The 19,416-nt window shown below is 34.2% G+C and carries 15 protein-coding genes and 1 tRNA gene; 7 read left to right on the forward strand and 9 right to left on the reverse strand.

The window, feature by feature from the left end:
• The first annotated feature begins 50 nt into the window (after positions 1 to 50).
• Both QLQ95_RS20365 and QLQ95_RS20370 read left to right on the forward strand, forming a co-directional pair.
• Complete coding sequence (locus tag QLQ95_RS20365) at positions 51 to 1,043, forward strand: bile acid:sodium symporter family protein (RefSeq protein ID WP_482501436.1); 993 nt, start codon at positions 51 to 53, stop codon at positions 1,041 to 1,043.
• A gap of 219 nt (positions 1,044 to 1,262) precedes the next feature.
• Entirely contained in the window at positions 1,263 to 1,715 is a 453-nt protein-coding gene (locus tag QLQ95_RS20370; RefSeq protein ID WP_095929232.1) for an Lrp/AsnC family transcriptional regulator, read from the forward strand.
• A gap of 170 nt (positions 1,716 to 1,885) precedes the next feature.
• On the opposite strand, the gene QLQ95_RS20375 is transcribed toward QLQ95_RS20370, so the two are convergent.
• The 3 genes from QLQ95_RS20375 to QLQ95_RS20385 form a co-directional block, all read right to left on the reverse strand.
• Positions 1,886 to 3,252, reverse strand: a protein-coding gene (locus tag QLQ95_RS20375) for an IS3 family transposase (protein ID WP_414655674.1) whose coding sequence is annotated in 2 segments (ribosomal slippage) — positions 1,886 to 2,784 and positions 2,784 to 3,252 — 1,368 coding nt in all. Because the reading frame shifts where the segments join, the coding sequence is not laid out codon by codon here.
• Positions 3,253 to 3,333: 81 nt separating this feature from the next.
• Positions 3,334 to 3,735 carry an XRE family transcriptional regulator gene (locus QLQ95_RS20380; protein ID WP_482501438.1) on the reverse strand — a complete coding sequence of 134 codons (402 nt, stop codon included), beginning with the start codon at positions 3,733 to 3,735 and terminating at the stop codon, positions 3,334 to 3,336.
• A gap of 112 nt (positions 3,736 to 3,847) precedes the next feature.
• Positions 3,848 to 3,921: transfer RNA gene (locus QLQ95_RS20385), tRNA-Arg, on the reverse strand.
• 114 nt (positions 3,922 to 4,035) lie between these two features.
• Between QLQ95_RS20385 and QLQ95_RS20390 the strand changes: the two genes are divergently transcribed.
• Complete coding sequence (locus tag QLQ95_RS20390) at positions 4,036 to 4,548, forward strand: adenine phosphoribosyltransferase (protein WP_428238919.1); 513 nt, start codon at positions 4,036 to 4,038, stop codon at positions 4,546 to 4,548.
• Between the two features lie 216 nt (positions 4,549 to 4,764).
• On the opposite strand, the gene pheT is transcribed toward QLQ95_RS20390, so the two are convergent.
• Positions 4,765 to 7,185, reverse strand: a complete 2,421-nt coding sequence (pheT, locus tag QLQ95_RS20395) for a phenylalanine--tRNA ligase subunit beta (RefSeq protein ID WP_482501440.1) — start codon at positions 7,183 to 7,185, stop codon at positions 4,765 to 4,767.
• Positions 7,186 to 7,459: 274 nt separating this feature from the next.
• Between pheT and QLQ95_RS20400 the strand changes: the two genes are divergently transcribed.
• From QLQ95_RS20400 to QLQ95_RS20410, 3 genes are all read left to right on the forward strand, one after another.
• Positions 7,460 to 8,965 (forward strand): aldehyde dehydrogenase family protein, encoded by a 1,506-nt coding sequence (locus tag QLQ95_RS20400; RefSeq protein ID WP_482501442.1) that lies wholly within the window; start codon positions 7,460 to 7,462, stop codon positions 8,963 to 8,965.
• 61 nt (positions 8,966 to 9,026) lie between these two features.
• Positions 9,027 to 10,061: an alcohol dehydrogenase AdhP gene (gene adhP / locus QLQ95_RS20405; RefSeq protein ID WP_095929235.1), complete on the forward strand. Its 1,035-nt coding sequence runs from the start codon at positions 9,027 to 9,029 to the stop codon at positions 10,059 to 10,061.
• 68 nt (positions 10,062 to 10,129) lie between these two features.
• Positions 10,130 to 10,504 (forward strand): DUF779 domain-containing protein, encoded by a 375-nt coding sequence (locus tag QLQ95_RS20410; RefSeq protein ID WP_482501445.1) that lies wholly within the window; start codon positions 10,130 to 10,132, stop codon positions 10,502 to 10,504.
• Positions 10,505 to 10,632: 128 nt separating this feature from the next.
• Here the strand turns inward: QLQ95_RS20410 and QLQ95_RS20415 are convergent, their stop codons facing one another.
• The 5 genes from QLQ95_RS20415 to QLQ95_RS20435 all read right to left on the reverse strand — a co-directional run bounded on the left by QLQ95_RS20415 (position 10,633) and on the right by QLQ95_RS20435 (position 18,330).
• Positions 10,633 to 11,556: an AraC family transcriptional regulator gene (locus QLQ95_RS20415; protein ID WP_320493608.1), complete on the reverse strand. Its 924-nt coding sequence runs from the start codon at positions 11,554 to 11,556 to the stop codon at positions 10,633 to 10,635.
• A 72-nt stretch (positions 11,557 to 11,628) separates the two neighbouring features.
• Entirely contained in the window at positions 11,629 to 12,492 is an 864-nt protein-coding gene (locus QLQ95_RS20420; protein WP_095929237.1) for a bestrophin family protein, read from the reverse strand.
• 221 nt (positions 12,493 to 12,713) lie between these two features.
• Entirely contained in the window at positions 12,714 to 14,024 is a 1,311-nt protein-coding gene (locus tag QLQ95_RS20425) for a TolC family protein (RefSeq protein WP_482501447.1), read from the reverse strand.
• A 37-nt stretch (positions 14,025 to 14,061) separates the two neighbouring features.
• Complete coding sequence (locus QLQ95_RS20430) at positions 14,062 to 17,160, reverse strand: efflux RND transporter permease subunit (RefSeq protein ID WP_320493606.1); 3,099 nt, start codon at positions 17,158 to 17,160, stop codon at positions 14,062 to 14,064.
• A gap of 111 nt (positions 17,161 to 17,271) precedes the next feature.
• Complete coding sequence (locus tag QLQ95_RS20435; RefSeq protein ID WP_428238914.1) at positions 17,272 to 18,330, reverse strand: efflux RND transporter periplasmic adaptor subunit; 1,059 nt, start codon at positions 18,328 to 18,330, stop codon at positions 17,272 to 17,274.
• Positions 18,331 to 18,806: 476 nt separating this feature from the next.
• On the opposite strand from QLQ95_RS20435, the gene QLQ95_RS20440 reads away from it, so the two are divergent.
• Positions 18,807 to 19,406 (forward strand): peroxiredoxin family protein, encoded by a 600-nt coding sequence (locus QLQ95_RS20440; RefSeq protein ID WP_095929241.1) that lies wholly within the window; start codon positions 18,807 to 18,809, stop codon positions 19,404 to 19,406.
• Positions 19,407 to 19,416 lie beyond the last annotated feature (10 nt).

Here is a 19,416-nt window from a genome sequence, read left to right on the forward strand (position 1 = left end):
TATTAATAATGGAGTCCGTACCTCTACGGAGGAATAATATTTAAAACACATTGAAGAAATTATTAGAAGTATTAAAAAAAGCAGGTTTCGACGGTTTCCTGTTAATGATAGCCACCATGATTCTGATGGCTTATTTTTTGCCAAAGCCAGGTATGGTCAAAGAACCTGTTTCGCTGGAGGAGATTGCCAATGCGGGCGTTTCCTTGATTTTTTTGTTTTATGGCTTACGGCTAAGTGTTGAGAAGCTAAAAGTCGGACTTTCCAATTGGAAAATGCATATTGTCGTCCAGTTGACAACCTTTTTATTTTTTCCGCTCATTGTTTTGGCATTTCGTCCGTTGTTTGTCAATAACGGCTTCGAGCTGCTTTGGCTGGGTGTATTTTTTTTGGCAGCGTTGCCGTCTACAGTATCCTCTTCGGTGGTCATGGTTTCGATTGCCAAGGGAAACATACCCGCAGCCATTTTCAATGCAAGCATTTCCAGTTTGATAGGAGTAGTGGTTACGCCGCTCTGGGTTGGGCTGTTTATAGCTTCTGCAACAGGCGATTTTGATGTGACTCAAATCGTCATAAAGTTAATTCTTCAAGTCTTGCTGCCTGTAATCATTGGTATCAGTCTCAATTCCCGTTTAGGTGCCATGGCTGAAAAATACAAGAAACAGCTCAAATATTTCGATCAGGCAGTTATTCTAACGATTATTTACACGTCGTTTTGCAAGTCATTTTCCGAACATCTTTTTGAAGGCTTCACAGCTCTTGAACTTGCCGGACTCGCTGCAGGGATGATGGCGTTATTTTTTGCCGTATTCTTTTGTGTCGGACTATTCAGCCGACTGCTTGGTTTTTCAGATGAAGACCGTATTACAGTCTTATTCTGCGGGTCTAAAAAGTCATTGGTGCATGGTACCGTTATGTCAAAAGTACTTTTTCAGCACAGTACCATCACTGGAATCGTATTGCTTCCGCTCATGCTTTACCATGCCTTGCAATTGATAGCCGCTAGTATCATTGCTCAGGGTATGGCTCGACGAAAAGAAGTATAATTTTATTTGTGACGTGCCCCTTTATCTTTTTTTCGATAAAGGGTACCAAAGATAGCGCTCCCTGCTATAAAATAATGTGTCTTAGATTTTTATACTGTGAATATAAACTTTGCAGTATGCTATGTTTTTAATTTCTATAAAACAAGATTTTTGTATTGTTTTTGGTTATATTTGAAGAATTTCATTCTGTTTTAGAAATAAATTAAACCAAAATATTCTATGGAACAAATAGACGATATTGATCTTCAGTTATTAAATATACTTCACGATAATTCTAAGTATACAGTAAAAGAGCTTGCTAAGATGGTAAATCTTTCGGCATCGCCTGTTTTCGAGCGAATTAAAAGATTGGAAAACAGTGGCTATATTAAAAAATATATTGCCCTGCTTGATGCAGAAAAACTAAATAGAGGTTTCATTGTTTTTTGTAATATCAAACTTAAACAGCACGATCGTAATATCGGGAATCAGTTTGTTAGTGATATTATGAAAATAGAAGAAGTTGTAGAATGTTATAATATCTCAGGAGATTACGATTTTTTAATGAAAGTTTCTGCCAAAGACATGAAGCATTATCAGGATTTTGTGTTTAATAAATTGGGATCAGTTGAAAGTATAGGAAGTACCCAAAGTACCTTTGTTATGTCGGAGATAAAAAATTTGTACGGATAGTTCCGCGATGGCTTATTTATTTGAAATTCGCCTTAGGTTTTGTGATTGAAAATGTAATAACTCCATTCATGAAATGTCAGGTTGTAAGGCTTAAAAAATCTACATATTTGTGTATAAAAAAAGAGACAACTAACTATAGACTGCACCCAAAAGTTTAGACAAATTAATAATTAAGTTTTATAATAATGAGCTCGATATTGTATCGGGCTCATTCCTTTTAGATTAAGTTTAATTCTGTCATTATTATAATAATTTATATACTCGATAATCTCTTTTTTCAATTGATTAATGGAAGTGTATTTTTTAAGATAAAACAACTCTGATTTTAATATTCCAAAGAAGTTTTCAATTATTGCATTATCAAGACAATTACCTTTTCTGGACATGCTTTGCATAATTCCTTTTTTCTTTAATAAATGCTGATATTGTGTCATTTGATACTGCCATCCTTGGTCAGAATGCAGAGTCAGATTAGTATTGTCCGGTATTTTTTTAAATGCTTTTTCAAGCATATTTAAAACTTGATTAAACACTGGTCTTTGCGATAAGTCATAGCTGATTATCTCTCCATTAAACAGATCGATTATCGGCGATAAGTATAATTTATTGCCAGAAACATTAAATTCAGTGACATCGGTTGCCCATTTCTGGTTAGGTATATCAGCCTTAAAATTGCGCTGTAGCAGATTAGGGGCTATCTTTCCCTGCTCTCCTTTATACGATCTGTACTTCTTGATTCTGATTAGACTTTTTAATCCTAAAAATTTCATCAATCGAAGCACTGTTTTGTGATTAATTAAAATCCCCTCTTTTTTGAGTAATAGAGTAATACGTCTATATCCTAATCTGCCCTTATGATAATTGTAAATCTGTTTAATTAAATCTTTTATCTCTTGATATTTATCGATTACCTGACCTTTCTTTTCATAGTAATAATACGTGCTTCTAACCATGTTCATACAATTTAGTAAAAGATCTAAATCATACTTATGCCTTAATTCCATTATGGTTTGAGCTTTTTGTTTTGATTGGCTTGCTCGGCTTGAACTAAGGCGTTGAACTTTTTTAGAATTTCGTTCTCAGCGCGCAGGTACTCTAACTCCTTTAAGAGTTCCTCTTCCCTGGTTAAAGGTTTGTCTGTTTTTCGTTGCTTTCTCTTAAAATTCATAACTGCTGGTCTGCCACGTGATTTAAGTTCTAAGCCTGCCAAATCATCTTTTGCATATTTTCTTTGCCAGCTTATTATGGTTGACTGCGCTGGAATTTTGAAAATCAAGCAGGCTTCATCCAAAGATAATGACTTATTTTGAATGGTTTGTATCACTTTTAATTTAAAGTCTACAGTATAAACTTTATTTTTCTGCCTTGGTAAAAGACCTTCAATTCCAAATTCATTATAGCGGCTAATCCAGCATGTAAGGTTGCTTTCAGCTATCTTGTTTGCTCTAGCTGTGCCTTTAACCGAGTTATGCCTTTTCATAACTTCTTCTACACAACGAAGTTTAAATTCACAATTGTACTTGACTTTTCTTTCCATAAAAATGCCCCCAAATAGTGTCTAACTTTTTGGGGGCAGTTCACAAAGTCTCTTTTTTCAATTAATATCTTTAAAAAAGATTTATTTCCCAATCAACTTCTCAAGCCTCGCCATCATTTCATCTTTTTCTTTCAACATACGCTCGTATAACGTAATTTTTTCTTCATGCAATTGGATAATCTTTTCAATTGGATTATAATTATTAATTACAAAACCAATTGCGCTATCATTGTTATTAAATGTATTTGCAATAACATTTACCGCTTGTTCTTCATCAAAATTCTGAAAAGCTTCAACAGGAATTTTTAATACAGCCGAAATTTGTTTCAGCAGGTTTTCTTCAATTACATCTTTCTGCTCCAGTATAGAAATTTTCTTTTGGGTCCAGTCTTCGCCCAGATCATAAGCTAATGATTCCTGCTTTATACTAAGCATTTCTCTAAAACGTTTTACGTTTCTTCCCTGATGTATTTTCTGTTCCATAACGAATATCAATTTTCTAAAGGCTTAAAGATAAAGCCATTTTTTGAATTAAAACCTGTGTTTTAAAATAAAAAAAAAATCCCATTTCGTTAGAAATGGGATTTTAATTTTGTGACCTCGACTGGATTCAAACCAGTAACCTTCTGAGCCGTAATCAGATGCGCTATTCAGTTGCGCCACGAGGCCTTTTTGTTATCAATTAGCTATTTTTTTGTAGCTTTGTTGATTGCTTATTGCGGGTGCAAAGATAGACATAAATGTGAGATAAACAAGGAAAAAATAACATAAAAATAAAAAAAAATGCAGTTCGAAAATTATATACGTGATATTCAGGGTTTTCCAAAAGAAGGAATTTTATTTAAAGATATCACACCTTTGCTAATTAATCCAGAAGCGAGAACAAATTGCCTTAAAATTTTGCTCGATTCTTTAAATGGACAAAAAATTGACAAGGTTGTTGGTGCTGAATCTCGTGGTTTTTTCTTTGGAATGTTATTGGCGCAAGAGTTAAATGCCGGATTTGTTCCCGTAAGAAAACCAAAAAAGCTTCCCTTTGATACCATTTCTGCTTCTTACGAATTGGAATACGGCTCTGATAGTTTAGAAATGCATACAGATGCTATTAAAAAAGGCGATCGAGTTTTAATTCACGACGATGTGTTAGCGACTGGCGGAACCGCAAAAGCAGTTTGCGAATTGGTAGAGAAATTAGGTGGCGAAATTGTACAATGCAATTTCTTGATGGAGCTAACTTTTCTTAACGGAAGAGAAAAAATAAAAGAGTATCCAGTTTTTGCTGCACTAACATATTAATAGAAACGAAAAAAATCTCGTGCAGTAAAGGTTTAAGTCTAATTTCGTCTTTTATTACACGTTTAAGACTAGAAAATAGTAAATTCATGATTCAGCTTTAAAAAGAAGATTAAAGGCAAACAACGCGCCCTGTTTGGATTTAGTGAAACCTGAAACAAAAAACAAAAACCCGACAAAATCATTGTCGGGTTTTTTATTTTAAAAGTAAGAAAGAAATTATCTTAAACTTGCACCAAGTTCAGTTTCGAAAGTCTGCTGTAATTTAGACATGATTTTGTCGATTTGAGCGTCGGTTAATGTTTTAGTATTGTCTTGAATAGTAAAACTCAAAGCATATGATTTTTTTCCTTCTGGTAGTTTATTTCCTTGATAAACATCAAATAGATTAATGTCTTTTAAAAGCGCTTTTTCTGTTTGTTTTGCCAAGTTGAAAATGCTTTCGTAAGTCGTTTTTTCATCGATTAGTAAAGCCAAATCTCTACGAACTTCTGGATATTTAGGAATTTCAGTATACTTAATTTTTCCTGTAATGATTTTTAAAACCAAATCCCAGTTAAAATCTGCGTAATAAACGTCTTGCTTAATACCGAAATGTTTCAAAATAGGTTTTTTAACAACACCCATTTCAACCAAAATATCATTGTTGTAAGTAATGGCAGTACCTTCAGAATAAATATCCGATTGAACAGGAGCGTTACCGATTTTTTCAATTCCTAAACGAGATAAAATAGCTTTTACATATCCTTTCAACAAGAAGAAATCTGTTGTTTTTTGCGGATTTGTCCAGCTTTCTTTGTTTCTGTTTCCAGAAATCAATAAAGAAAGGTGTTTATGCTCTTCGTAACCGTTTAAGTACTTATGATATGTTTTTCCGAATTCAAATAATTTTAAATCCGAATTTTTTCTATTAATATTATATGAAACTGCTTCCAATCCAGAAAATAATAAAGACTGGCGAAGTGTAGCTAAATCACTACTCAGCGGATTCAGCATCGATACATTGTGTTCTTCTTTTAATGAAGCTGATAATTTCGCGTAAGCTGCAGTCGTCAATGAATTAGCCATCATTTCATGGAAACCTTGCGAATTCAACTGAGAAGCAATTACATTTTGTACTTTGTAATCTTCTGTTCTTGGCGAATTTGCTACTGTAGCATTAAATTTCTTAGAGAAGTTAATGTTGTTATAACCGTAAACTCTCAAAATTTCTTCGATTACATCAATTTCGCGCTGAACGTCTACACGATACGCAGGAATAGTTAAACCTAAACCAGTATCTGAAACGCTATTTACTTTAATATCTAAAGAAACCAAGATTTTTTTGATGGTATCTTTTGGAATTTCTTGTCCAATAATTTTAGAAACATGACTAAAATTCAACAAAACAGAAAAATCTTCAACCTTTTTAGGATAAACTTCTACAACATCAGAAGTGATTTTTCCGCCAGCAACTTCCTGAATTAGAAGTGCCGCACGTTTTAAAGCGTATTCCGTAATCGTTGGATCAATTCCTCTTTCAAATCTAAAAGAAGCATCTGTACTTAACTGATGTCTTTTTGCTGTTTTACGAATGCTTACAGGATCAAAATAAGCACTTTCTAAGAAAATAGAAGTAGTTCCTTCAGAAACTCCAGATTTTTTTCCTCCAAAAACTCCAGCAATACAAAGTGGACCTTTTTCGTCGCAAATCATTAAATCTTCTTTATGAAGCGTTCTTTCAACGTCGTCAAGAGTTACAAATTTAGTTCCTTCAACAGCTGTCTTTACAATAATTTTCCCGTTGATTTTGGCAGCGTCAAAAGCATGTAAAGGCTGTCCTAATTCATGAAGAACATAATTAGTAACGTCAACAATATTATTTTTTGGAGTTAATCCGATAGCTTTTAAACGGTCTTGCAACCAGCTTGGAGATTCGTGTACAGAAATTCCAGAAATAGTTACACCGCAATATCTTGGAGCTAAATGATTGTCCTCAACATTTACGTCAATTTTAAGCGTACGCATGTCAACTCTAAAATTGCTTACCGAAGGCGTAATCAATTCTACGTTTACGCCACGTTGTAGCATTCCCGCTCTTAAATCACGAGCAGTTCCAAAATGGCTCATTGCATCGGCACGGTTTGGTGTTAATCCGATTTCGAAAACTTCATCATTTGCAATTTGAAAAACTTCAGAAGCAGGAGTTCCTGGAACCAAATCTTCGGCCAAAACCATAATTCCGTCATGGCTATTTCCTAAACCTAATTCATCTTCAGCACAGATCATTCCGTGGCTTTCCTGTCCGCGAATTTTTCCTTTTTTAATGGTAAATTCTGCACCATCTTTATCGTATAAAACGGTTCCAATTGTTGCAACAGGCACTTTTTGTCCTGCAGCCACATTTGCAGCGCCGCAAACAATTTGTACAGGAGCTTCTAAACCAACATCAACTGTAGTAACTTTCAATCTATCAGCATCAGGATGTTTTTCGCAAGTTAGAACGTGTCCAACAACAACGCCTGCCAAACCTCCTTTAATTGATTCGTATTTTTCAACAACTTCAACTTCTAAACCTAAATCTGTTAGTAATTCAGAAGTCTGCTCAGATGTCCAATCAGTTTTAATAAATTGTTTTAACCAGTTGTAAGATATTTTCATTGTAGTTCTTTAATTCTTTGTATGAGGTTACAAATATAAGGATTGCGCGTTGGAGTAAGAAAAAATTGAGTAGTTTTTTCTATTTGTTTTTAAATGACCGAAAAATGCTGTCTACTAATTATTTAGCAATTTATAGATTAAAATTTTGCTAAATGATTATTATAAAAGTCTAAAAAAAACGAATGTGTAATTTTTGTGCTACAAGATGAACGAAAAGTGCTATTCTGTTTCTTTTTATGAAACTAAATTTGAAGTGAATCAAAAAAAGAATATTATGAGTACTGCAGTAAAAAGACCTGAATTTAAGGCAAAATACGATAACTATATTGGTGGAAAATTTGTAGCCCCAATTAAAGGAGAATACTTTGATGTTGTTTCTCCAATTGATGGAAAAGTATTTACAAAAGCAGCGCATTCTGGAAAAGAAGATCTTGAATTGGCTGTAGATACTGCTTATGAAGCATTTAAAACTTGGGGAAAAACTTCTGTAACCGAAAGGAGTATTTTACTAAATAAGATTGCACAAAAAATTGAAGACAATTTAGAATATATTGCAGCAGTTGAAACGGTAGACAACGGAAAACCAATTCGCGAAACACTTGCGGCTGATATTCCATTAGCCATTGACCACTTTAGGTATTTTGCAGGTGTAATTCGCGCAGAAGAAAGTTCGATAGCAGAATTAGATTCGCAGACTGTTTCTATTGCGTTAAGCGAACCTCTTGGAGTTGTGGCGCAGATTATTCCGTGGAATTTCCCGATTTTAATGGCCGTTTGGAAAATTGCTCCAGCACTTGCGGCAGGAAACACAATTGTTTTAAAACCAGCAGAAAGCACGCCAATTTCGATTATGGTTTTAATGGAATTAATTGGAGATATTCTTCCTCCAGGAGTTTTAAACATAGTAAACGGTTTTGGTGCCGAATTAGGACGTCCATTAGTAACCAATAAAAAAGTTTCAAAAGCAGCATTTACGGGTTCTACTACAACAGGACGTTTGGTAATGCAGTACGCTACAGAAAACATTATTCCGGTTACTTTAGAATTGGGTGGAAAATCTCCAAATATTTTCTTCCCGTCAGTAGCAGATCACGACGATGATTTCTTTGATAAAGCTGTAGAAGGTGCTGTATTATTTGCTTTAAATCAAGGTGAAATCTGTACTTGTCCTTCTAGGCTATTAATCCACGAAGATATTTACGAAAAGTTTATCAAAAAAGTAATCGAAAGAACTGAAGCGATTATAGCGGGAAATCCGTTGGATAAATCGACTATGATTGGGGCTCAGACTTCGATTGTGCAGAAAGAAAAAATCATGTCTTACATTAAATTAGGAAAAGAAGAAGGAGCAGAGGTTTTAACTGGAGGAGATGAAAATAAATTAGGAGGCGAATTAGAAGGTGGTTATTACATCAAGCCAACGTTGTTTAAAGGTCACAACAAAATGAGAATTTTTCAAGAAGAGATTTTCGGGCCAGTTTTGGCGGTTACGACTTTTAAAACTACAGAAGAAGCGATCGAAATTGCAAATGATACCATGTATGGTTTGGGTGCAGGAGTTTGGACAAGAGATGCTCATGAAATTTATCAGGTTCCAAGAGCAATTCAGTCCGGTCGTGTATGGATAAATCAATACCATTCTTATCCTGCCGGTGCTCCGTTTGGAGGTTACAAACAATCTGGAATTGGTCGTGAAAACCATAAAATGATGTTGAGTCAATACCGTCAAACCAAAAACATGCTGATTTCTTATGACAAAAAGAAATTAGGATTCTTCTAAAGAATATAAACTTGGGAATAGAAAGCTAAAAAGTTTTCTATTCTCTTAAAACCATAGAATTATGCTTCCAAAAACAATGAAAGCTGCGGTCGTTCGAGAATTCGGTTCTCTTTTAAGAATAGAAGAAGTCGAAGTAAAACGCCCTGGTAGAAATGAAATTCTTGTAAAAGTAATTGCAAGTGGAGTCTGTCACACCGATTTACATGCTGTAGAAGGCGATTGGCCGGTAAAACCCAAAATGCCTTTAATTCCGGGACACGAAGCTGTTGGCTATGTTGCTGCAGTAGGTCAGGATGTAAAAAATGTAAAAGAAGGAGATGCTGTTGGTGTGCCTTGGCTTTACAGTGCTTGCGGTGGTTGTGACCATTGTATTACAGGCTGGGAAACCTTATGTGAAAGCCAGCAGAATGGTGGTTACAGTGTAGATGGCGGATTTGCAGAATTTGTAATTGCAGATGCGAGATATGTTGGAATTTTGCCTTCTAATGTGAATTTTATCGAAATGGCCCCCATCTTATGCGCAGGAGTTACTGTTTACAAAGGATTAAAAGAAACTGAGGTGAAACCTGGAGAATGGGTTGCAATTTCTGGAATTGGAGGTTTAGGACATGTTGCAGTGCAATATGCAAAAGCTATGGGAATGAATGTTGCAGCAATTGATATTGGAGATGATAAATTGGAACTGGCAAAAAAATTAGGTGCCGATTTGGTAGTAAATGCTAAAAATCAAAATCCTGGAGAATTCTTAAAGAAAGAAGTTGGTGGTATGCATGGGGCATTGGTTACCGCAGTTTCTCCAATTGCTTTCAAACAAGGGCTTGAGACGTTGAGAAGAAAAGGTACAATGGCATTAAACGGACTTCCTCCAGGCAATTTTGATTTGTCTATTTTCGATACTGTTTTAAACAGGATTACGATAAGAGGTTCTATTGTTGGAACTAGAAAAGATATGAAAGAAGCTATTGAATTTGCCGTTGATGGAAAAGTCAAAGCAACCGTAACAACTTCAAAATTAGAAGACGTTAATACCGTTTTCGATAAAATGAAGAAAGGTGAGATTGAAGGACGAATTGTGCTCGATATAGCACAGTCCTAAATAGTTGGTTATGTTGAAGCAGTAAATTCTTAATTGAATTTACTGCTTTTTTTTAATACTTAAAAGTTATGATTAAACGAATTGATGCCACAGAAAAAGCAGTTGAACTGATAAATATTCTAAAAGAAAAACATGGTGATTTGATGTTTTACCAAGCTGGCGGATGCTGCGAAGGAACACAGCCACAGTGTTTTGAAAAAGGTGGCTATTATCAGCGAACTGGAGATGTTTGTATTGGTAGTGTTGAAGACACTGAATTTTGGGTAGACAAAGATTTATTTGAATATTGGAAACACGCACATTTTACCTTAACCGTAATTGATGCCTTTGGAGTAGGAGGTTTTTCGTTAGAAACTCCATTAAAGAAAACGTTTCAAATAGAATATAGAATTTTCACTCCCGAAGAGGAGAAGGATTTGGAACCAGTTTTTAGGATTGAATAGTTTTTTTTGTTTCAAGTTTCAGGTTTCAAGTTTCAGGTTTCAAGTTTCAAGTTTCAAGTTTCAAGTTTCAGGTTTCAAGTTTCAAGTTGAAAAACTTAGAATCTCAGTATCTCAGAATCTTAGCATCTCTAATTGATATATAGTAACTGATACTGTTTTGGTGTAATTCCTTCATATTTTTTGAATAATCTGATGAAGTAATTCGCATCTTCAAACCCTGCTAAATAACAAACTTCGTTAATTTGAAGTGTTGGGTTTCTTAATAGGTTTTTAGCGCATTTTATTTTTTCATTTAAAATATATTCAATCGGACTCATTCCGAGTTCGCGTTTAAAGAAACGATAGAAAGAAGTGGTACTCATACAAGCTTTTTCGCTCAGCGATTTCAAATTGATATTTTCCTTTAAATTTTGTTTGATGTATTCGGTAACTTCTTTAATCGGATTATTGTCTTCAAAAGGTTTTCCTTCGTCCAGAGATTTTACGGTCTGAGTTTGAATAATTCTTATTAATAATTCTTTTAAAGTCAAATCGGCAAAAATGTCTTTGGTAATCGAAGTGCTCATACATTCTTTGATGAGTTTGTTTATGGTAGCAGCCATTTCGATATTATTGTAAAAGAAATAATTCTGGTAATTGAGCTGCCAGTACAGGTTATTGCCTTCTTTTGGATATTGCTCATTTAAGAAATTTAAAATCTCGGCAATTTTATCCTGATCGATGGCCAATGCTAAACATTGCGTCGGATTGTGTTTTGAAGCTTCAGGAAAATCAATTTTCATTTCTACATTCGAAGGAACAATCACCGTTTCGCCTGGAAGATATACAAATTCAGGGTCATCAAAAAGATGCATGATTTTTTTACCGCGAAGCATGCTGGTCACCACCAGATCATTAAACTTTAATGGAACTTTTTGAGTCGATTCGTAGGTTTCAAATAGATTTAATTCACAATGATTTAAATTGTAAATAGTCCTGTTTTCTACAAGAGTTTTTAATGATTTTTCTTGCGATAATTGGAGCGGATTGACTAAAAATCGTTGGTTGTTCATTAAAATTTATTTTTTGGTGAAGACCTTAAATTTAATGAAAATAAGAATATAAATTACAGATTTAACGTTTAATTATATCAATTCTTCCACATGTTTTCTGATGTTTTCAGATATTTTTTTTGTTGGAAGGTCGTTCTCATCATTTCCAAACGGATCTTCAATTTCTTCAGCAATAAGTTCTAAACTTGCCAAAACATAAAAGATAAAAACAACAACAGGAGCAACTAGATAACCTAAACTAACAGAATATCCAAAAGGAAGCGTCATAGTATAAAAGAAGATGAATTTCTTTATAAAAGCACTGTAAGAGTAGGGAATAGGAGTGTTTTTAATACGTTCGCACGCTCCGCAAATGTCTGTGAAAGCAACTAATTCTTCATTTAAGGTAATGAGTTGCTCTCCCGATATTTTTTTAGCATCATACAAATCATTGATTTTGTGATACATGATTCTCTTTAATTGATTTGGCTTGTGTTTATGCTGGTCAATTTCCAGTTCAACATCTTCAAACAGCATTTTGCCAGTATCTTCATCTTTTAAATGATGATGAAGTATATCTGCGTACATCGGAATGTATTTTCTAAAAAACTTTCTATCATTTTCGTCTTTTAAAATTGCGGATAGTTTTATAGCAAGATTACGGCTGTTATTTACAAGTCCTCCCCAAAGTTTTCGGCCTTCCCACCATCTGTCATAAGCTGTATTGGTTCTAAAAACAAGCAAAAGCGAGATTACAAATCCAAGCATTCCGTGCATGATTGGAATGTTGTGGATATAATCGTTTTTTGTCACTTTAAAATAATGAAGTTCAAGATAACAGACAGCTGAGGCATAAATGCCAATTGCAATCATAATCGTAAACAGTTTTCGAACTGTATCTGACTTATGAAAATGAAAAATAAAAGTAAACCAATCTTTGGTATTGTATGTAATCATTGAAACTTGTTTTGTAACAAATTTAAAGTAAAAAAATATTCTGTTGGAAGTAAATTATAAAAATATTCAGCACCAAGAATAAACAGAATGTTTTCTTAAAAACGTTATGTAGCTTTTGCTGAAATTAAAAAAAAATCTGTCCAATCTGCTAAATCTGCGAGAGAAAAATAGCTCGCAGATTTAGCAGATTGGACAGATAATATTTGATTTTTAAAAGCGAATTAAAAATTAATATTTCCCGCTAATTCTTTTAAAGCAATTTCAGATAATTTTGCTTCGTATTGCGCGTTGCTGTAACGCACTTTTGCATTGACATAATTGAGTTGGGCAGTTCTAAAATCTAGAGTTGTAATAGTTCCGATTTTAAATTTGTCCAAAGTGATTTCTAAATTCTGTCTTGCGATAGCTTCATTATCTTCTTCTAAATCAATTAACTCTAAATTGGTTAAATAGGTTTGAAAAGCGGTGCTCAACTGTGTATTTAACGTTATGTTTTGCTGTTCTATAGCAAGTTGTGAATTTTCGATCTGTAATTTGGCAACTTTTTCATTACGATGCTGATTGAAACCGTCGAATATATTCATGGAAGCATTAAAACCGTAGTTTAAACCTTTAGAAGATGTTTCGCTGGTAAATCCTAGACTCGACTGACTTTCAGAAAAATTGTATCCCGTAGTTAATCTCAAAATAGGGTAGCGGTCTGCTTTTACTTGTTTAAGCTCTAGTTCGGCTATACGTTTATTTATAATTTCAGCTTCTAAACCTGGATTTTGCTTTTGAGCTAATTCCATTAAATCAGCCAAAACCAATTTATTGTCCACTGTAACTTTATCGGTAACTGTAAAATCAATTTTTGGATCGCGCGCTAAATGCTGATTCAGCAAAATTTTACCATTAGCATACGCTTCTTTTTGTCTCAATAAGGCAACCTGATCTGAGTTTAAATCGACCTGTGCGTTCAATACTTCAAGTTTAGAAGCTTTTCCTATGCTGAAGCGATTTTTAGCTAAAGTCAAACGCTGGTTCGAAATTACGATTGTAGTGTCTAATGCAGACAATTGCTGTTGCATTTGAACTAAATCATAATAAGCTGAATTTACCTGAGCAATTTTGACTAAAATAGTTCTTTTAAGTTCTGCGTCGCCAAGTTTCTGAAGCTCTTTTAGCTGGTCTAGTTTGGCAAACATTTTCATTCCGTCAAAAACAGTCCAGCCTAAGCTTACGCCATAATTTAAGCTATTGTTTTTAGCATTATTCAATGTAGTTGATGTACCATCTTGACGTACTTGTGTTGAATTCGTAAGATTATTATTGTCTGTAATATTTGCTGTTGCAGTCGGCAACATTCCTGCATTACCAATTGTTACATTTGTTTCGGTTATTTTGGAATTATTTTTGGCAATTTTAATTTCAAAATTATTCTCCAAAGCTATAGACATAGCCTGCTCAATAGTAAGAACTTCCTGTGCCTTTGTCTGAATTGCACAAAAAAGCAGGATAAGTACTGTACAATATATTTTTTTGATATTCATATTCGTTTTCTTTAACCAGAAAGTATATTTCTGGTTTTTATTTAATGCTTTCTCTTTCGTATTCGTCAATATGATCAAACTCAGGATAATGTTTTCTGGCTTTAGACCACATTAAATAAATGGCAGGAATTACAAATAGCGTTAAAGCCAATGAGAAAATAGTTCCACCCACAATTACAACTCCCATACCAATTCTACTTGTAGACGCAGCTCCAAGCGACATTGCAATTGGAAGTGCTCCTAATGCAATAGCCAAACTCGTCATTAAAATTGGACGTAAACGTGCCTCTGAAGCTTCTAAGATAGCCTCTAATTTAGGCTTACCTTGTTCTCGTAACTGATTGGCAAATTCTACAATCAAAATACCGTTTTTGGTTACGAGACCAATCAACATTACTGTACCAATCTGGCTGAAAATATTCCATGTTTGATTGAAGAGCCATAATGAAAATAAAGCCCCTGCAACCGCCATTGGAACCGTTAAAATGATAATAAACGGATCAATAAAACTTTCAAACTGTGCCGCAAGAATCAAGAAGATTAACAATAAAGCCAAACCGAAGGCGAAAGAAGTATTAGAGCTACTTTCTACGAAATCTCGTGATTCTCCAGCTAAATCTGTAGTGAAGCTTTCATCTAAAACTTTTGCTTTAATACGATCCATTTCTTCAATTCCGTCTCCCATACTTTTTCCTGGCGCTAAACCAGCAGAAACTGTTGCAGACATGTATCTGTTATTATGATACAATTGCGGCGGATTACTTTGTTCGTATACGTTTACAACGTTGTCCATCTGAATCAATTCGCCATTTTTGTTTTTCACAAACATAGAAGTCAAATCCAAAGGTTTCGATCTGTCTTTTTGGTCAAATTGTCCAATTACTTGATATTGTTTTCCGTTTTTAATAAAATAGCCAAAACGCTGTCCACTTAAAGAAAGCTGTAAAGTCTGTGCAATGTCAAGAATAGAAATTCCTAAACTTTCTGCTTTTGCACGGTCAATGGTAACGTTGATTTCAGGCTTGTTAAATTTTAAGTTTACATCTGTTGTCGAAAACACATCACTTTTACCTACTTCATTCATAAAAACAGGGATTTTTTCTCTCAACTTATCAAAGTTTGGAGCCTGAATAATATATTGTATTGGTAAACCGCCACGTCTGTTAACGGCAATTGTAGGCTGTTGAATTACTGCTATTTTAGCATCAGGATATCTTTTTGTCCATTTGCTTAATTTGTCTGCAATTTCTTTTTGAGATCTGGTTCTTTCGTCTGGTTCTTTTAATGACAGTCTCACAAAACCTGAGTTCGTTGCAGAACCTCCAGATCCTCCAGCAGTAATTACTAAACTAACTTTTTTTTCTGGGATTGAATCGTCAACAAGTTTTGAAATTTCTTGCATAAAACGATAAGTATAATCGTAAGAAGAGCCTTCTGGCGTGGTCATACGCATGGTAACAGAACTTCTGTCATCATAAGGTGCTGTTTCTTTTGGAAGAATCGTAAAGAATAAATATATAATTCCAAAACAAGCAATTAAAATAGGAAAGCTGATCCATTTTTTGTCCATGAATTTTGTCAGTGATTCAGCATAGCTGCTGTTCATTTTTTCAAAAAATGGCTCAGTTTTAATATAGAATTTTGATTTCTTTTGTTCGCCACCTTTCATTAAATAGGCATTTAACATTGGTGTTAAAGTCAAGGAGACAAAGGCTGAAATCAATACTGCAGCTCCAATTACAACTCCAAATTCTCTAAAGAGTCGGCCAACAAAACCTTCTAAGAAAATTACGGGCAAAAATACCGCTGCTAAAGTGACAGAAATGGATATAACAGCGTAAAAGATTTCATTAGAACCTTTAATAGCTGCTTCGATAGGAGACATTCCTTCTTCGACCTTTTTGAAAATATTTTCAGTTACAACAATACCGTCATCCACAACAAGTCCTGTTGCAAGCACAATAGCAAGAAGTGTTAGTACATTTATTGAGAAACCAAAAAGCCACATAATGAAGAATGTAGCAATTAACGATACAGGAATGTCAATTAATGGTCTGAAAGCAATTGCCCAGTCTCTAAAAAATAAATAAATAATAATAATAACCAGAACGATTGATATTCCTAAAGTTTCGGCAACCTCCAATACAGATTTCTTTACAAATTGCGTGTTATCAAGCGCAATATTAAGTTTAATGTCTTTAGGTAAATCTTTTTTTAAGGCTTCAAATTTTTTGTAAAATTCAGCTGAAATGTCCAGATAATTGGCTCCTGGCATTGGAACAATAGCCATTCCAATCATTGGAAGCCCAGAAGACATCAAAGAAGTCTCTATGTTCTCTGGACCTAATTCGGCACCGCCTACATCACTAAGCCTTACGATTTTATCGCCATCTGTGCGAATGATAATATTGTTGAATTCTTCTGGTTTAGAAAGATTCCCAACTGTTTTTACGGTTAATTCGGTATTGTTTCCTGTTAATTTACCAGATGGCAGTTCGACGTTCTGAGCATTTAATGCGCTTCTCACATCGGCAACTGTACACTTATAAGCATTTAGTTTTACAGGATCTATCCATAAACGCATTGCATAGCGTTTTTGCCCCCAAATTTGCACGCCACTTACGCCTGGAATAGTTTCCAAACGCTGAGAAATAACATTTTCGGCATAATCGCTTAATTCTAAAGAGCTTCTGCTGTCACTTTGAACCGTCATCGAAATAATAGATTCGCTATCTGCATCGGCTTTAGAAACAACTGGCGGGGCATCTATATCTTGTGGAAGATTTCTAATGGCTTGCGAGACCTTGTCTCGAACATCATTAGCCGCTTCCTCTAAATTCTTATCTAAATTAAACTCGATTGTAATGGTGCTGCTTCCTTGGTTGCTGGATGAAGTAATATTTCGAATTCCATCAATCGCATTTACGGCTTTTTCAAGAGGCTCTGTAATTTGCGATTCAATAATATCAGAATTGGCACCAGTGTAATTGGTACGAATGGAAACCTGCGCAGGATCAATAGATGGAAACTCTCTGACTCCTAGAAACGTATAACCAATAAAACCGAATAGTATAATTAACAGATTCAGTACTATTGTTAAGACAGGTCTTTTTATACTTGTAGTTGATAAACTCATTTGTAATTTTAGATTTTAGATTGTTGATTTTAGATTTCAGATTTATTACTAAATCTTTACTACCATCTTTAAATCTATATTCAAGTCTTTCGACTTTTGGCTTTAGAACTATTATTTTACTTGAACTTTGATAGGGGCTTCGTTTTTTAAAGACATAACACCGCTTGTAATTAAAGTATCTCCAGGTTTTAATCCAGCTAAGATTAAAATGGAAGAATCTGTTCTTGTTGTTGCATCAACCATTACTTCTTTTGCTTGTCCGTTATTGGCAACAAATACTTTTTTACCGTCTTGAATTGGCACAATAGCTTCAGAAGGAACTACTATAGCGTCTTTAATAATATTTAAAGGTAATTTAATATCTGCGAAAGTTCCAGGGAAAAGTTTTCCGTCCACATTATCTGCAAGCGCACGAATTTGAAGTGTACGTGTGGCAACGGCAACTTCTGGCTCGATTGCATAGATTTTTGCATTATAAGTTTTGTCTGAACCAGAAACTTTAAAGTCGATTACAGATCCAGATTTTACTTCGGCAGCATATTTTTCTGGAATAGAAAAAGTGATTTTTAGTTTGCTAGTGTTGACTAATTTTGCCACTAAAACAGTTGGTGTAATATAAGTTCCTGGAGAAATATTACGCAAACCAATTTTTCCTGAAAAAGGAGCTCTAACAGAGGTTTTAGAAATTTGCGCTCTTATTAATTGTGTTTGCGCTTGTGCAGAAGCAAGATCTGCTTTTGCGACATCTGCTTCTTCTTGACTGATGGCTTCTTTTTGCAGTAATAATTTTGCTCTTCTTGCGTTTTCAGCAGCCAAATCTTCTTTAGTTAGAGCTTGTCTTAACTGTGCTTTTAATTCGATATCATTTACTTTAAGAAGCACTTGTCCTTTTGTTACATTGCTGCCTTCATTAAAAAATATTCCTTCAACAATTCCCGAAACCTCACTATGAATTTCTACTTGTTCGTTTGCTTCAATAGATCCTGATAATGCTAAATTATTGTCAAAAGTAGCCGTCTTTATTACGATTCCATTAACAGTTGTTGGAGCTTTTTTATCATTGAAATTTTTAGATTCATCGTTTTTACCCTTGTTCGAAATAATTCTGTAGGTGACAAAGCCACCAATTGCAACAATTAAAACGGTGTAAATGAGGTGTTTTAGTTTCATAAAAATGAGGTGAATATAGAATTTAGGTTTTTGTTTTTAGTAAGCTTACAAATTTAACTTTTTGGTGCGAAATCGAAAGCTGTTAGCGTTTATTTAACATTTGTATGTACAAAGGTTTGCATTTAGACTACAGGCAGGCAAAAAGGTTTAATTTAAGTTTAATTTTTTTTTGAAGAAAGTAGAGATGCTAAAGATAAAATCACGTTCTAAGACTTAGATAAGCGCTTATCGTTTCTAGTATGGAAGATTTTTTTGCAATTTATCTGATTTTTTTTGCACTTTATCGATTTTATTTGTAACATTGATATGTTAAACAAAATGAAAGATTTTAACACGGATGCTAACGGTTGCGTTTGATTTTTGTGTTAAAATACGTATGTAGAAGTTGTTTTTTTTGGTTTTTGATTATATATAATGAATAATTATATTAACAAGTGTTTATTGTTTGTTGTTAAATAATATAAAAAAAATAATTTATGAAGAAAAAATTACTTCTAAGCTTATGGTTTACATTTTTGCTTCTTTCCATTGGTTATCTGTTTTGGCAAAATGAGTTCCAATACAGTCTGCCAACACCTATTCCCAAAAATTATCATGCGATTGCAATGGGTTCAAAAATAGAACTTGGTCCGTGCTGTGCATTTGACAACAAACCTATATTTATCCATTTTTATAATCCCGAATGTCCCTGTTCGCGGTTTAATGTCCCACATGTTAGCGACTTAATTAAAAAATACGGAGACCAGGTCAATTTTAAAATTGTGGTGTTAAACAAACAGAAGAGTTTTACGATTGATGAAATTCAGGAAAAGTTTGGTGCTGAGATTCCTGTATATTTTGATGAAGCAATAGCCAAAAAATGTGGTGTTTTCTCTACTCCGCAGGCAGTTTTATTAGATCAATCACATAATTTATATTATAGAGGGAATTACAATAAAACCAGATATTGTACAGATAGCAAAAGCAATTATGCTCAAATGGCGATTGATTCTCTTCTCAACCAAAAAGAGAAACCTTCTTTTAATGCTTTAGCTCTTAAAGCATACGGATGTTCGTTACCAAAATGTACTAAATAACTTTTTCCAA

Source organism: Flavobacterium sp. B330r (genome assembly GCF_056824325.1).